Below are 13,928 nucleotides of genomic sequence, written 5' to 3'. Positions count from 1 at the left end.
GCCATTTTCGCGGTCTTCGCTCGCCGGGGGCCCGAAGTAGGATTCCGGCGCAACTACCGCAATCAGGGGAGGGAAGTGCAGCACGGCGTCATGTCGAAACCTATTCGAACCGCCTGTGCCCTGACGTTCGCCGCAGTCGTCGCCGTCGCAGGCGCCGCGTGCGGCGGCTCGGAGGCCGGGCCGGAGCAAACCACACCACCCATCGACTTGGCGCAGCTCGACGTGGGCAACTACCCGACCCAGCCACGTTCGCTGGGAACCGCGAAGAATCCCGAGCAGGCGCGCATGATCGAGGCGGAGCGGCTGGCGAACTTCGTCCCGCTGCCGTCGGACATCGACCCGGCGTTCGTCTCCGCGAATCCGTCGATCTCCAAGATCTTCCTCGAGCCGAAGGGTGCGCTCGGGCGGATCATGGACGTCTCCCGCTTCGCCGAAGCCGCACCTGAGTTCGTCGCGGGGTTCCTCAGCAGCGCGGGCAGCGCGCCGGACAATCGCGGCACGGACCTGGTCAACGCGATCCTGATCTTCCCGGACGAGCAGAAGGCGGCCGCCGCGGCCGCGGCCCTGGAACGCGTCGACTTCGAGGCCAACAACCGGAATACGCCGGTGCAGATCCCGAAGTACCCCGCCGCGCACGCGCATTGGCAACCGCAGACCCAGTCGATCGGCTCGTGGTTCGCCACCGGGAAGTTCGTCATTTACACCTGGGTATTCGACTACGTGAAGATCTTCCTGGAGAAGGTCGACCTTCCCCAGCTGCTCACCCTGGTCGAGAAGAGTTTGGACACCGTCGTCCCGGCGATCGGCCGCTTCACTCCGACGCCCGTCGACCAGCTGATGACGCTGCCGATCGACATGGACCGCATGCTGGACCGAACCCTGCCGCGTCCACGGGAAGATTCCTGGATCGACCCGCCGGGCGCCTACACCGGCCATGGCGCGTTGCACTTCACCACCGATTCGGCCGAGGACCGCAGGATGATCGAAGCGGCCGGAACGGATCGGTACGCCACCGACGGGACCGATCTGTTCCGCACCCGCGATGCCGCCGCGGCCATACAGTTGCGGGAGGAACGCGGCGGCCTGTCGAAGAAGTTCCGCGCGGCCGAGTCGCCGAAAGGCCTCCCCGTCGCCCGATGCAAGGAGTACATCGGCAACAAGACGGTCGTCGTCCGGTTCTACTGCTCGGTGGCCTACGACCGCTACGCGGCATTCGCGTGGTCGCATCAGTTGCTCGACGCGCAGCAGCGCATCTCGTCTCAGTACGCGTTGTTGGTGAACGCCGCATGACGACATTCCGCACCACCGCCGCGGCGCTCGCGTGCACGGTGGCCACCGTGATCCTCACCGGTTGTGGTTCCACGATGCCGGGTGCCGCGCAGCCGGGAGAGATCGACGTTCGCAGTCTCGACCATGGCAACTACCCCACCGAGCCGCTGAACGCCCACGACGACGATTATCAACCGCTGTTCATCGACATGGGGAAGGTCGCCGCGATGCGGCTGGCCGATTACGTCGCCTCCGCATACGACATAGATCCGCGGATGAGGTACGGCTGGACATCGGCGAGCGTCAGCAAAGGGGTACTGCCCGGAGAACTCGGGCGATCGGAGGACATGCGGCCGATCGCCGAGCGGAACCGGATGATGTACGGGTTCCATACCAACGGATCCGACCAGAACATCAGCCTGTTTCCCTCGGGGTGGCCGACCAAGCCACGGCCCAACTCCACGACGGTCGGCACGACCGTCATGCAGTTCCCCGACCCGGAGCGTGCCCGCCAGGCCGCGACCGAGTTCCACGATGCCGATTTCGGCGCCTACCGCGATCAGAACGAACCCCTCACGCTGCCGCGGCAGCCGCAGGCACGAGCGCACTGGCGTCCCGGCTCTCCGTTCCTGCGTACGGTGCTCGCGCACGGTTCCTATGTGGTGGCGTTCCTCGTCTCGGCCAACGCACCTGATCGCAACGCCTTGGTCGCGCTGGCGGAGAAGGCGTACGACGTCCAGCTGCCACTGCTCGACCAACTGCCTGCGCTGACCGAAGAAGAGATGTTGCGGCTGCCGTGGGACCCCGACCATCTGCTGAGCCGTACCCTGAATCCGGCCGAGGTCCAGTCCCCGAGCTACGACGACTCGCACGCCCTGTTCGGTCTGCGCGGAATCATGCAATACGCCGAAGACCGCGATTACGCGAAACAACGTTTCACGGCGATGGGCGCCGAGAAATTCGCGGCCTCCGGCGGCACCTTGGTGATTCGCACGGCGAGCCCGGAGGCGGCGCGACGTGTCGCCGCGGAACGTATCACCCCCACGACGGTAGCGGGCCCGGCCGAGCCACCGCAGCATCTGCCGGATTCGTCTTGTGTGGAGAACCGGTCCGGACTTTTCGACGACCGACGATTCACCTGCGTCGTCGCGTACAAGGAATACGTGGGATTCGTCGCCGCCAATCAACTACTGGACGCTCAGCAACGAGCCGCCGCGCAGTATTCCATTTTCGCGAACAGCCGATAATGCCGCACTTTCGTCGCGACAGGGGTCCAGTATGCTGCGTGGCGAGCGCAGCGGCCCGCGTCGAGTCAGGAGATCGTAAAAGATGGCGATGAGCCCCGGGACCATCGTCGGCGGGTACCGAATTATGCGGGTGCTCGGCGCGGGCGGCATGGGCACGGTATATCTGGCCAAACATCCCAGCCTGCCCAGGACCGACGCGCTGAAGGTGCTCGGCGGCGAACTCAGCCGCGACTACGAGTTCCGCACGCGTTTCGAACGCGAAGCCAATCTCGCCGCCGGGCTCGACCATCCGAACATCGTCTCGGTCTACAACCGTGGTGAAGAACAGGGCCAATTGTGGATCGCCATGCAATACGTCGACGGCACCGATGCTGCCGCCGAACTGGCCCGCGACCCGCACGCGATGAATCCGCTGCGCGCACTGCGCATCACGACCGAGGTCGGTAAGGGCCTCGACTACGCGCACCGCAAGGGCCTGCTGCACCGCGACGTCAAACCGGCGAATTTCCTGCTGTCCACCCCAGCCGACGGCGAAGAAGAACGCGTCCTGCTCACCGATTTCGGCGTAGCGAAAGCCAATGACGACACCACCGAACTCACGCAGACCGGCAGTTTCGTCGCGACCATCGCCTATGCTCCGCCCGAGCAGCTCACCGGCAGCCCGCTCGACCACCGCGCCGATGTCTACAGTCTCGCGTGCTCGTTCTACAAATTGCTCACCGGGCGCAACCCTTTCCCCGGAACGCAACCCGCCCTGGTGATGATGGGGCATCTCCACGAGCCCCCGCCGTCGGCCACCTCGGTCCACCCCGGATTGCCGCCTGCCATCGACCATGTCTTCGCCCGAGCCATGGCGAAGGACCCGGCAGACCGCTTCTCCAGCTGCCGCGAATTCACCGACGCCGCCGCCGCCGCGCTCACTCCCGGCTACAACCCGGTCGCCACCAACACTTCCCCGACCTATCCGATCCAGGTTTTCGATCCGCGGCCCAGGACCGATCCCCGCGTCGCCGTCTCCGTCCAGGGAGCCGTCCCCCGGCAACCCGCACGCAAGAACTGGCTGCTCGCGGCGGCCGCCGGCGTCGTGACCGTCGCCCTCGCCGCGGGAATCGGCATCTGGGCACTGAACCGGGACGAATCCGGGCCCGCGCCCGCGGTCGCGACGCCGAGCAGTACGGCCGCGCTGTCGCCGCTGGAGCAGGCGCGGGCGAACAACCCGGTGTTCCGCGGCAAGACGATCACGATGGTCGACGTGGCCCGCGGCTCGCAGGTCTCGATCTTCCTCGGCGGTACCCCGCAGACGAAGTTCCTGGAGGATCTCGGATTCGTCTACAACCTCAACTACGCACGGCAGGGTGACGAGACAGGACCTCGGGAATTGACGGGGTCCTCCAGGCTGGAAGTCGCACCGGACGGTTACGTGCTGGCCGTGCGCAGCGACGAGAAGGCCGGTGGCGGTGGACTACTCGGCCTTCCGTACCAGGTGGCGGGCACACGCGCCACGGTGATCCCGCTCGACGATCCCGCAGCCGTCGCCGCGGTCCGCAATTGGAGCGCGTCCTCCGAACAGACTTTGCTCGAACGTCTGGTGCCGGTGCTGCGCAATCGGGTGAAGTAGGAAGTCGATCGGCGCGTCCCCCGGGTGAAGGTCATTCCACAGGTTGCGATCGCCGACGCCGCAGAAGGTCCACGACGCCGGTAGTCGACTCGTTCCCCCCGCCCTCGGCGACCCGGCGCTGCATCAATGCCATGAAGGGCGTGAGGAGTTCGGGGCTGACGCCCTGTTCGGCGGCGGTACGCAGCAGCGTCGCGTTCGTCGTGACCATCATCGCCAAATTCGACTCCACGTCCTCGGCGTAGTCGCCGCTCGCCAGCTGCGCGGCGGTGCCGTACGCGTACCCGGCCATCGCCTGCTGATAGCCGACCAGCAGGGGCGCGAACTCCACCGGTGAGATGTCCTCTCCACCAATCAAGGCGAAGGCATGCGCGGCCCCGGCGAACATGCCCCACATTCCGCTGAGGAGAGCGATGTCGTACAAAGCCGCGAAACCGGCGTCCGCCCCGACGTAGGTGACACCGGCGGGTACGGCCAAAGTCTCGGCGTGGGTCTCGTGCAGCTCCACCGAACCGCTGTAGAAGACGTACCCGCCGGAGTCGGCGACACCGATCATGGACGGGACGGCCATGATCCCGCCGTCCAGAAAACGTCCGCCGCGCTCGGCGATCCAGCCGGACAACTCCCGGGCTTCGGCGGGGGTGCTGGTGGTCAGGTTGACGATGTCCCGGCCGGTGAGGTCGATGCCGTCCAGAGTCGCGCGAACCGACGCGTCGTCGAGAAGGCAAACGACGACGAGAGCGTTCGCGGCGACGGCTTCAGCGGCGGTGGCCGCGACCACCGCCCCCTCCGGCGCACGCCGGGCACTGCGGTTCCAGACCGTGACGGCGTATCCGGCGGTGAGCCATGAGCGGACGAGTGCCGAGCCCATATCTCCGAGACCGAGGACGGTGAGCGACTTCTTCGAATGATCGAACATACGGGCTACTCTTGGCCGGGCATTCCGGGTGGATCAAGTACGCACATGGAAGTGGGCACCTACTTCCGGGTAAGCCAGCAGGCAGCTGAAAGGGGTGGTCGTGCCGATCACACGCAGACCGGGCGCGTACACGTGCGGGCTCGACGCCACACTGTCGATACTGAACGGCAAGTGGAAGATGATGATTCTGTGGCCCCTGAGCGAACGCCCCCACCGCTTCGGTGAGCTACGCCGCCAGGTGCCGGGAGTCACGGAGAAGGTGCTCACCACACAGCTGCGCGAACTGGAAGCCGACGGGATCGTCCATCGCGAGGTATACGACGAGTTGATCCCGCGTGTCGAGTACTCTTTGACCCCGCTGGGCGAACTGCTCAACCAAGCCCTGCTCCCGTTGGAAGCTTGGGGCCGTGAACATCTCATGGACGACTCCACACCCTCCGGTCGTCGCTGATACGCCCGGCCGGCAGCCACTTACGAGTCACCCCAGGCACCCACTCGAGACACCCGAACACGAAGGGTTCGAGCGGAATCCTGTGTAGCGGCCACATCCGCTGCGGCGAAGGCTTCGAGGGCTTTTCGCGTTCCGCGACAACCTGGTTTCGCCATGGTCGAACTGCAATCTGCTGGTAGCGGCGGACTTAGGCGTTCGGTAAGGTGTACCGCAGCCAGCCCACTCGCCGATCATTACAGCAGCGAGCAGGGGGAAGGAGGGGAGCCGAGCGCTGGCGTTACAAGTCATGCAGGCCCGGACCGCATCGTGGTCTTCCGAGCAGGCCCGTGCGCGGCCGCCGAAATCACGGACGGGCCGGACTGAGGGGCGCAGGGCCCTGATCCCGTGGGGCGATACCGAACTTCTCGAGGCCGAACTTTCTCGAGTCGGGATGGAACCGATCAGACCCGCACCGCGTCCAACCAGATGTACAGGCCAACTGAGGCTTCCGCCGTTGGCCGAGACGGGAACCGAAAGGAGCCGAAATGGCAGGACAGCTCGAAGCGAGCGAAGAGGCGATCACGAAGTTTGTAGACAATTGCCGCCAGCGGCACCAGGATCTGCAGACCGCGATCACCGCACTGAACAGCAAGTCGGATCAGACCACCGCCACCTGGAGCGGCGCGGCCCGCCAGGCGTTCGACACCTTCATGGACAGCTACTTCGCCCAGGCGCGGAAGCTGAACGACCAGCTGGATCAGACTTCGGACAAGCTCGCTCACGCCGGACGGAAGTTCGCGGATCAGGATCAGCAGTTCGCCCAGCAGGTGGCGGCGCAGTCCTCCAGCCTGGACCTCCCCTGATCCGATAGCCGTACCACAGACAACAAGGAGCTCCCCATGGTAGCGAACGACCCCGGTCGGATTGCCTCCAACTTCGGCGAAGTCGATGCGGGCGCACAGGCCATCGTGGCCGAGGCGCGCAGCGTCATGACCATGCTCGAAGATTTCCACAAGCAGGTCACCGACTTCGTGACGAACTACTGGAAGGGTGACGCGAACGACGCGTTCGCCTCACTGCAGGCCCAGTGGAACACGCAGGTCACCCAGCTGAACACCACGCTGGAAAGCGCGGGCAAGCTGGTCAGCAGCGGCAACGCCGACCTGCAGGGCACCGACACCGCGCTGGCGGGCCTCTTCTGAGATCCCGTCTCGGCTGATTCGAGCCCCCGGTACTTCGGTGCCGGGGGCTCGAATCGTTCTACGCTGAACTTCGTTTCCTCCACAACCGCTGCCGCGACCACAACCGCTGCCGCGACACCGGAGGCAGCTCACGGGACGACGCGGACCGAGTCCCCGAAATTCGTGCACAAGGTCTCCAACTGACTCCACCCTTCCCCCACGTACTGGCAACCGACGCTGACCTGAATTCCCGACTCCAGCAGGACGTGCCAGCGCACGGTTGACCCGTCCTCAGGGTGTTCCGAGTAGGCGAGGCTGGAACGGCTACCGAATACGACGTCGCGTTCCAGATCGGTCAGGACTCCCGGCGGACGCTGCGCCATCTGGACCTCCAGCTTCGCGGCGACCTGTTCATAGCCGGAACCCGCCGTCAATGGCGTCTGCATCACCGTAATGCGCTGCCGCGCACCAGTTTCGGGAACCAGATCGACACGGGCGCGTGCACTCTCCGGCGCTGGAGCCACACGCCAGCCGGGCGGAACTCGAAACCGTATGCGGCCGAATGCTTCCGGTGCCGACTCAGCCGATGTGGCGGCCGGGGACGGCGCCACGCTGGTCGAGGCCGTCTCCGTGCTCGGCGCTGCTGTCGCCGCGTCGTCTCCGCGACCGGACACGATTACCGCGCCGATGACTACCAGTGCGACGACTACGAGAGCAGCAACCGCAACGACCGCGAACCGCGCTGTGCTGTACCGGGGCTGCTCGGCTGCGGCGCGGTCCCGCAGCGGTCGCATCCACTCGGTGGGCGCGGTCGCGGGCGGCATTTCCTGTCGATGGCTCGGTCCCGGCCGGCGACCCCGGAGGAGATCGTTACCGGCGACCGAGCGCAGCTCGACAGCGGCGCCCGCGGCCTGCTCGATCGCCGCACCGAGCAGGCCGAGCTTCGTGGGGTCGGCGATACCCACCACCTGGGCGAGGTCGATCGGGCCGCCTTCGAGCAGCCGAGTGACGAGCCCGCGCAAAGCATCGAAAGCCGGTGATTCCTCGGTGATTTCAGCGAGCGCGAGTGCGGGGTCGTGTTCACAGGATTCGACATGTACGCCGCGATGGCTTCGGATGACCGCGGAGGCCGTGGTGGTCAACGTTCCGAATTCCAGCACCAGCGTTCGCCGACTGTGGCTGGTGCCCTCGTCCGACGCCACCGATCGCACCGCGATCCCCTCGAACACGACCTCCGACGTCCAGCGCCGCGCCGCCTCCTCGAGTACGCCGCGACGGGCGGCGCCCCATTCGGTAGGGCAGATCACCGTCATCCGGGCGCACGGTGCGGCAACGCGAAGATTCTCGAGCACACTCGCGAAAACGGCGCCCATCGCGTCCACCACCGACGGCGTTCGAGGCGGTAAGGCCATGGCGGCGGCGGGCACGAACTGGACTACCGACCCCACCTGGGTAGGCGGGGTCAGCGGCTGCCCCACGACGAGGTCGAAGCCATTGCTGCCCAGAACGACCGAGGGCGGCGCGTCCCAGTGGGTGTCGGCGCCGCGCGCCCAGATGCGCGCTTCCGTGACGACGAGCTCGACCTCGGACATCAGGGCGACGGCATCCACGCCGTCTGTACCAGGCCCTCCTGGTTGCGGGTGACGTAGGTGCCCCGGCCCGGGGGCATCGGGCTCGGTCGTTTGGTGCCCATCAGGACTCCCTCGTCCTTACTGCAGCTCAAGATCAGGCCGGCGGAGCCCAGATCCCGCATCCTGGCCAGCGTCGCCTCGAACATCGCTCTGCTCGCACCACCCGAACGCCGGGCGATGATCACGTGGAAGCCGAGGTCGCGAGCATGGGGCAGGTGTTCGAGCAGCGCCTGGACCGGGTTGCCCGCGGACGTGGCGACCAGGTCGTAATCATCGATGATGACGTACAGTTCCGGTCCGCTCCACCACGAGCGATCCCGCAGTTGCTGCGGCGTGACATCCGAACCCGGCGTGCGCTTGTTGACGTAAGCGGCCAGGTCGTTCATGTTCTGGGTGAACTGAGGCGCCGTCGAGCCGTAACCGGCGAGGTACCCCTCCGGGACCAGGCCGAGCATGCTGCGCCGGTAGTCGCCGAGGATGAAGCGGGCTTGATCGGGGGTGTTGGACGCGGCGATGCCCTCGATCAGCGAGCGCAGCAATGTCGTCTTTCCCGACTCGGTGTCGCCGATGATGATGAAGTGCGGGCTCTCCACGAAGTCGATGTAGACCGGAGCCAGCTCCGACTCGTTGATGCCGAACGGAATGCGCAGGCACTTGGTGTTCGGGTCGACCTGCGACGGCCAATCGCCCGCCAGGTACAGCAGTTGCTCGCGCGCAAGCTGCTCGGGCAGCATGCGGACCTGCGGAGCATGACGGCCCGGCGTCAGCCGGGCGATGGCGGCGACCGCGTCGGCGACGGCCTGGGCGAGGTCGGTCGGATCGGGATTGCCGTCGATGCGGGGCAGGCCGGTCAGCATGTGCAGGCACTCGGGGGTCATGCCGCGGCCCGGCCGCCCCTGCGGGACCAGGGAGGCGAACTTGCGTCCCAGATCGGAGTCCATCGGATCACCCAGGCGCAGCTCGATCCTGGTGCCGATCTGATCCTTGAGCGCGGGCCGTGCCTCCGCCCAGCGATTCAGCGCGATGACCACGTGCACGCCGTAGGACAGACCCTGCACGGCGAGGTTCATGATGGTCTGCTCGAGCATCTCGAAGTCCTGGCGGATCGAGCTGAAGCCGTCGATCACCAGGAACACGTCGCCGAACGGATCCTCGTGCGCACCCGCGGCGCCCGGACTGCTCGCCGGGTCCATCGCGCGCAGCCTGCGGAAGTCCGCCATCGATTCGATGCCGAGCTGGCGGAAGCGCGCCTCACGCTGACGGACGATGGTGGTCATCTCGGCGATGGTGCGCCGGACCTGGTCCTCGTCCAACCGGCTCGCGACCGAGCCGACGTGCGGCAACCCTTGTAGGCCCGCCAGGGTGCCGCCACCGAAGTCCAAGCAGTAGAACTGCACTTGTTCGGCGGTGTGCGTCAACGCCATCGACATGATCAGTGTCCGCAGCGCGGTCGACTTGCCCGATTGCGGGCCGCCGACGACGGCGACGTTGCCGCGGGCGCCGGATAGGTCGATGATCATCGGGTCGCGGCGCTGGTCGTAGGGCCGGTCGACGATGCCGATCGGGGCGCGCAGCGTGGACACCGCGGAGTACTCGCCGGTGAGGAGGGAGCGCGGCAGGAGCTGGTCGAGCGTGGGCGCCTCGTCCAAGGGGGGCAACCAGATCTCGTGCGCCGGGCGGCCGTGGCCGCGGATCCGGGAGACCAGCATGTTCAGGTTGGACACCTGCTCGCCGTCCTCGTCCTGGTGCTCCTGCTCCAGAGTCGGCTCGGGTGGCAGCGGAACGCGGTCAGCGGCACGGAAGTCGACATGCGTCGCGGTGAACGGCCGTGCTTTGACGTCGATTTCGCCGGACTGCGTCGCCACGATCATGTCGCGCTGCGAGCCCCCGCCGACGTACGGTCCGGAGACATAGGAAGCCTGGAAGCGCTGGATCTCACCGGAATCCGCCTTGAGGTAGCCGCCACCGGGGTTGTTCGGCAGGTTGTAGGCGTCGGGCACACCGAGCACCTGCCGGGATTCGTTGGCGGAGAACGTCTTCAGGCCGATCCGGTAGGACAGGTGGGCCTCGAGGCCCTTGAGTTTGCCTTCTTCCAGGCGCTGCGAAGCGAGTAGCAGATGCACGTGCAGCGAACGGCCCAGACGGCCGATCATGACGAACAGCTCGGCGAAATCCGGATGCTGGGTGAGCAGTTCGGAGAACTCGTCGAGCACCACGAACAGGGCGGGCAGCGGATCCAGGTCGGCGCCCGCGGCCCTGGCCTTCTCGTACTCGGAGACGTTGGCGAAGTTGCCCGCGGCCCGCAGCACTTCCTGGCGGCGGTTCATCTCACCGGCCAGGGCGTCCTTCATGCGGTCGACGAGGTCGGCCTCTTCCTCCAGGTTGGTGATGACGGCGGCGACGTGCGGAACCCCTTCCAGGCCGAGGAATGTCGCGCCGCCCTTGAAGTCGACCAGAACCAGGTTCAGCTGATCGGGCGAGTGCGTGGCCAGCAGGCTCAGCACCAAGGTGCGCAGGAACTCCGACTTACCGGAACCCGTGGCGCCGATGCAGAGACCGTGCGGCCCCATGCCGTTCTCGGCGGCCTCCTTGATGTCCAGATCCACCGGCAGGCCGTCGGCGCCGACACCGAACGGGACGCGCAGGCGTTCCCGCCCGTAGCGCGGCCGCCAGGCGTGCTCGGGGTTGAAGGAGCCGATGTCGCCGAGACCCATCAGCTGGGCCCAGGTCGAGATCACCTCGGAGTCGTCGTTCTCCACGTCGCTGCTGCGCTGCGTGGCGGCGCGGTAGGGCGCGAGCCTGCGCGCCACCTGCTGCGCCTGCTCGGGGCTGATCCGGTCGATCAGCGCGAAGCGCTCCTGATTGCCGGTCGCGCCGCGGCCGACGCACTCGCCGTTCTCCACGATCATCTTGATGCCGCGAGAGACCGCCAAGCGCGGCGCGTAACCGCACAAGTCGATGATGGTCACGCCCTCGTAGCCGGATTCGCGCAGCTGATCGTCCTCCGCCTCGAGCAGACCGCCGTCGACCACGATGACGATGTGCACCATGTTCGCGTTGGCCGGCTGGTTTCGCGAATACCGGACCCGGTTGCCCAGCAACGGATGCAGCCCGGCCATGGCCTCCCGGATCGAACCGTAGAACATGCGCTCGGTGCCGATGCCGTCCTGCGAGTCGGGGTGCTGGGTGTGCGGGAGCCACTTGGTCCACTCCCACTCCGCCGCCGTGTCCGGCCCGCAGACGACCGCGACGAGAACCTGGTCCGGCGCCTGGAACATGCACAGCTGCACCAGCATCGCGCGGGTCATGTCCCGCGCCTGGCCGCGGTCGCCGTCCAGCGCGATGGTGGCGAAGCCCTTGACCGCGATAGCGGTCGGCAGGTCCGGCACGGTCGAATGCGCGCGCACGAACCGGCGCAGCGAAACAGCCGCGATGGGCTCGAGCTCCTCGACCGGGCCGGTCTCGGGGGCGACCAGCCTGGTGGCCAAGCGCTGCCCGCCGAGACCGATGCGGGCGTGGCAGAAGTCCTTGTCTCCCGCGCGGCGTTCCCACATGCGGCTGGTGCCCGCCAGCATCCAGACCAGGCCGGGCTCCGGGTGGCTCCACTCGACGGAAGCGCGCTGCTGCGCGGCGGTCTCGTTGACGTCCTTGCGAACCTGGTCGAGGTAACGCAGGTAGTCCTTGCGGTCCTCGTTGGCCTCGGCGGCCTTCTGCCCCTTGCCGCCGCCCTGACCGGCGAACATGCCGACCATGGAGAACAGCATCATGAGCGGGAACATCATGCTCATCGGATTGGAGGCGATGCCGCCACCCTGGGTGAACAGCAGGGCCATCATGCCGACCATGCCGATCACCATCACGACCGGCATGAGCTTCATGACCAGGTTTCCCGGTGTGACCCGGGGGATTTCGGGCGGCGGCTGAAGCGTGACCTCGCCCCCCGGCGTTCGAGGCATCTCGCGGCGCGCACGGCGCTGGAAGCGGACAGTGCTCATCGACGAGAAATCCCCCTTCGGCCAGCTGTGATTCGGCCTCAGTGTAGAGGTCACCGCTGACATGTCGTACAGTTCGACCAGCATTCTGCTGCCCGGACCGTGGGTTCGCAAGCTCGCATTCGGCCCGCGAGGCTGCGGAATCACGAGGTAGAAGACCGAGTTGGGGGAAGCTTGACGCACGCGCGACTTGACCACATCGACGAAGAATCCTCGCGCGGGATCGTCCGCGCTCCCGACCTCGCCCGGGTGACGATTCTGGCCAAGCACACCCAGGTCGACATGGCCATACCGGTGGATGTGCCGGTCGCCCTGGTCATTCCGAGCGTGGTCGACATGGTCGCCCAGCACAGCCGCACCAACGACTTCGACAACGAGGGCGAGCGCTACGAGCCCGCGGAATGGGTGCTCGCCCGAATCGGCCATCCGCCGTTCTCCAACTCGCTCAGCCTCGGCGAGCACGGTGTCCGCGACGGCGAACTGCTGATGCTGGAAAGCGCCTCGCACACCGCTCCTACGCCGCTGTTCGACGACATCATGTACAACGTCGCGATCGCCGACACCGATCACTACCGCAGCTGGACCCCGCGGGTCGCGCGGATCACCGGCTCGGTGCTCGCGGCGATCACCATGGTCGTCGGCTGCCTGGGTCTGCTGCTGTCCCCCGGCTCGCTGCCGATCGCGGTGGGCGGTTCGATCGCGCTGGTGGTCGCGATCCTGCTCGTCGTCACGGCGATGGTGCTGAGCAGGATGTACGGCGACACCGGCACCGCGCTGGTGCTCGGCGGCTGCGCGCTGCCCGCCGCGTTCAGCGCGGGCATGCTCTATGTACCCGACCATTACGGCTGGGCGCACATCCTGCTCGGGTCGGTCCTGGCGGGCGCGACGGCGATCCTGGCCTGGCGGGTCACCGGCGTCGGTCTCGCGTTGTTCATCGGCATGGCCACGCTAGCCACGTACACGGTGCCCGCGGCGCTGGTCGGCCTGCTCACCGACCAACCGGAGCGCGCGATCGGCGCCGGGGCGGCGGCGCTCGGTCTCGGCGGGCTCTCCCTGGCCCCGCGGATTTCCATGCTGCTGGCGAAACTGCCGCTGCCGCCTGTCCCGTCGCCGGGCACCCCGATCGACCCGACCGAAGACGACCCGGACGATCACCGCGCACTGCCGACCATGGAGGTGCTGCGGGTGAAGTCCGAACGCGCCCGCATGTACCTCGCCGGTCTCGTCGCGGCGACGACGCTGGTCACCGCCGCGGGAGCGCTCGCGGCCACCGACCCGGCATCCGACGACCCGTACTGGCAGGGCGTCGCGCTCGCGCTGGTCTGCGCGGCGGTGCTGATGTTCCGCAGCCGCACCTACGCGGGCGCGGAGCAGGCCGTCGTGCTCATCGCGGGCGGCGCGGGGATCGTGCTGATCATGTTGGTTGGCGCCGGTTTCGCGATGCACCAGCCGCTGGCCGTGTTCGGCGCTGCGATGATCGTTCTGGTCGCGGCGCTGATCCTCGGCATCATCATCCCGAACCAGTCGGCCACCCCGCCGATGCGCCGCGGCGTCGAACTGCTCGAGTACACCTTCGTCGCCGCCGTGCTGCCGCTGGTCTTCTGGGTCTCGGATCTCTACTCCCTCGTCCGGGGTCTGTGAGCT

General features: G+C 67.2%; 10 protein-coding genes. 7 read left to right on the top strand and 3 right to left on the bottom strand.

All coding sequences use genetic code 11. The annotated features are described in order from the left end of the window. Window positions 1–90: 90 nt before the first annotated feature. The 3 genes from M8859_RS22710 to M8859_RS22700 all read left to right on the top strand — a co-directional run bounded on the left by M8859_RS22710 (window position 91) and on the right by M8859_RS22700 (window position 4,134). Entirely contained in the window at window positions 91–1,290 is a 1,200-nt protein-coding gene (locus M8859_RS22710; RefSeq protein ID WP_236565387.1) for a DUF7373 family lipoprotein, read from the top strand. Further along, window positions 1,287–2,516 carry a DUF7373 family lipoprotein gene (locus tag M8859_RS22705; RefSeq protein ID WP_249644131.1) on the top strand — a complete coding sequence of 410 codons (1,230 nt, stop codon included), beginning with the start codon at window positions 1,287–1,289 and terminating at the stop codon, window positions 2,514–2,516. The genes M8859_RS22710 and M8859_RS22705 overlap by 4 nt, the downstream gene beginning before the upstream one ends. A gap of 88 nt (window positions 2,517–2,604) precedes the next feature. Continuing rightward, window positions 2,605–4,134 (top strand): serine/threonine-protein kinase, encoded by a 1,530-nt coding sequence (locus M8859_RS22700; protein WP_372492893.1) that lies wholly within the window; start codon window positions 2,605–2,607, stop codon window positions 4,132–4,134. A 31-nt stretch (window positions 4,135–4,165) separates the two neighbouring features. Here the strand turns inward: M8859_RS22700 and M8859_RS22695 are convergent, their stop codons facing one another. Continuing rightward, the gene (locus tag M8859_RS22695; RefSeq protein ID WP_159922949.1) at window positions 4,166–5,050 is read right to left on the bottom strand and encodes an NAD(P)-dependent oxidoreductase; all 885 of its coding nucleotides are present in this window, start codon (window positions 5,048–5,050) and stop codon (window positions 4,166–4,168) included. A gap of 100 nt (window positions 5,051–5,150) precedes the next feature. Here M8859_RS22695 and M8859_RS22690 point away from each other — a divergent pair, with 100 nt between their 5' ends. From M8859_RS22690 to M8859_RS22680, 3 genes are all read left to right on the top strand, one after another. Then, window positions 5,151–5,501 (top strand): winged helix-turn-helix transcriptional regulator, encoded by a 351-nt coding sequence (locus M8859_RS22690; protein WP_159922947.1) that lies wholly within the window; start codon window positions 5,151–5,153, stop codon window positions 5,499–5,501. Between the two features lie 524 nt (window positions 5,502–6,025). Next, the gene (locus M8859_RS22685) at window positions 6,026–6,343 is read left to right on the top strand and encodes a WXG100 family type VII secretion target (protein WP_159922945.1); all 318 of its coding nucleotides are present in this window, start codon (window positions 6,026–6,028) and stop codon (window positions 6,341–6,343) included. 36 nt (window positions 6,344–6,379) lie between these two features. Beyond that, complete coding sequence (locus M8859_RS22680) at window positions 6,380–6,682, top strand: WXG100 family type VII secretion target (RefSeq protein WP_159922943.1); 303 nt, start codon at window positions 6,380–6,382, stop codon at window positions 6,680–6,682. A gap of 128 nt (window positions 6,683–6,810) precedes the next feature. Here the strand turns inward: M8859_RS22680 and M8859_RS22675 are convergent, their stop codons facing one another. Both M8859_RS22675 and eccCa read right to left on the bottom strand, forming a co-directional pair. Beyond that, window positions 6,811–8,253 carry a type VII secretion-associated protein gene (locus M8859_RS22675; RefSeq protein WP_159922941.1) on the bottom strand — a complete coding sequence of 481 codons (1,443 nt, stop codon included), beginning with the start codon at window positions 8,251–8,253 and terminating at the stop codon, window positions 6,811–6,813. Then, window positions 8,253–12,287, bottom strand: coding sequence for a type VII secretion protein EccCa (gene eccCa / locus M8859_RS22670; RefSeq protein ID WP_159922939.1), 4,035 nt, complete (start codon window positions 12,285–12,287; stop codon window positions 8,253–8,255). Before eccCa ends, M8859_RS22675 begins: the two co-directional genes overlap by 1 nt. Before the next feature lie 171 nt (window positions 12,288–12,458). Here eccCa and eccD point away from each other — a divergent pair, with 171 nt between their 5' ends. Continuing rightward, complete coding sequence (eccD, locus tag M8859_RS22665; protein WP_159922937.1) at window positions 12,459–13,925, top strand: type VII secretion integral membrane protein EccD; 1,467 nt, start codon at window positions 12,459–12,461, stop codon at window positions 13,923–13,925. The last annotated feature ends 3 nt before the right edge of the window (window positions 13,926–13,928 follow it).

The organism is Nocardia sputi (assembly GCF_023501985.1).
The sequence above is the reverse complement of the archived record's forward strand: the minus strand, read 5'-3'. Positions and strand labels throughout refer to the sequence as shown.

What these genes read in the sequence shown, in the direction of transcription:
- M8859_RS22710 (WP_236565387.1), top strand. Translation starts at nt 91, where the DNA reads ATGTCGAAACCTATTCGAACCGCCTGTGCCCTGACGTTCGCCGCAGTC.
- M8859_RS22705 (WP_249644131.1), top strand. Translation starts at nt 1,287, where the DNA reads ATGACGACATTCCGCACCACCGCCGCGGCGCTCGCGTGCACGGTGGCC.
- M8859_RS22700 (WP_372492893.1), top strand. Translation starts at nt 2,605, where the DNA reads ATGAGCCCCGGGACCATCGTCGGCGGGTACCGAATTATGCGGGTGCTC.
- M8859_RS22695 (WP_159922949.1), bottom strand. Translation starts at nt 5,050, where the DNA reads ATGTTCGATCATTCGAAGAAGTCGCTCACCGTCCTCGGTCTCGGAGAT.
- M8859_RS22685 (WP_159922945.1), top strand. Translation starts at nt 6,026, where the DNA reads ATGGCAGGACAGCTCGAAGCGAGCGAAGAGGCGATCACGAAGTTTGTA.
- M8859_RS22680 (WP_159922943.1), top strand. Translation starts at nt 6,380, where the DNA reads ATGGTAGCGAACGACCCCGGTCGGATTGCCTCCAACTTCGGCGAAGTC.
- M8859_RS22675 (WP_159922941.1), bottom strand. Translation starts at nt 8,253, where the DNA reads ATGTCCGAGGTCGAGCTCGTCGTCACGGAAGCGCGCATCTGGGCGCGC.
- eccCa (WP_159922939.1), bottom strand. Translation starts at nt 12,287, where the DNA reads ATGAGCACTGTCCGCTTCCAGCGCCGTGCGCGCCGCGAGATGCCTCGA.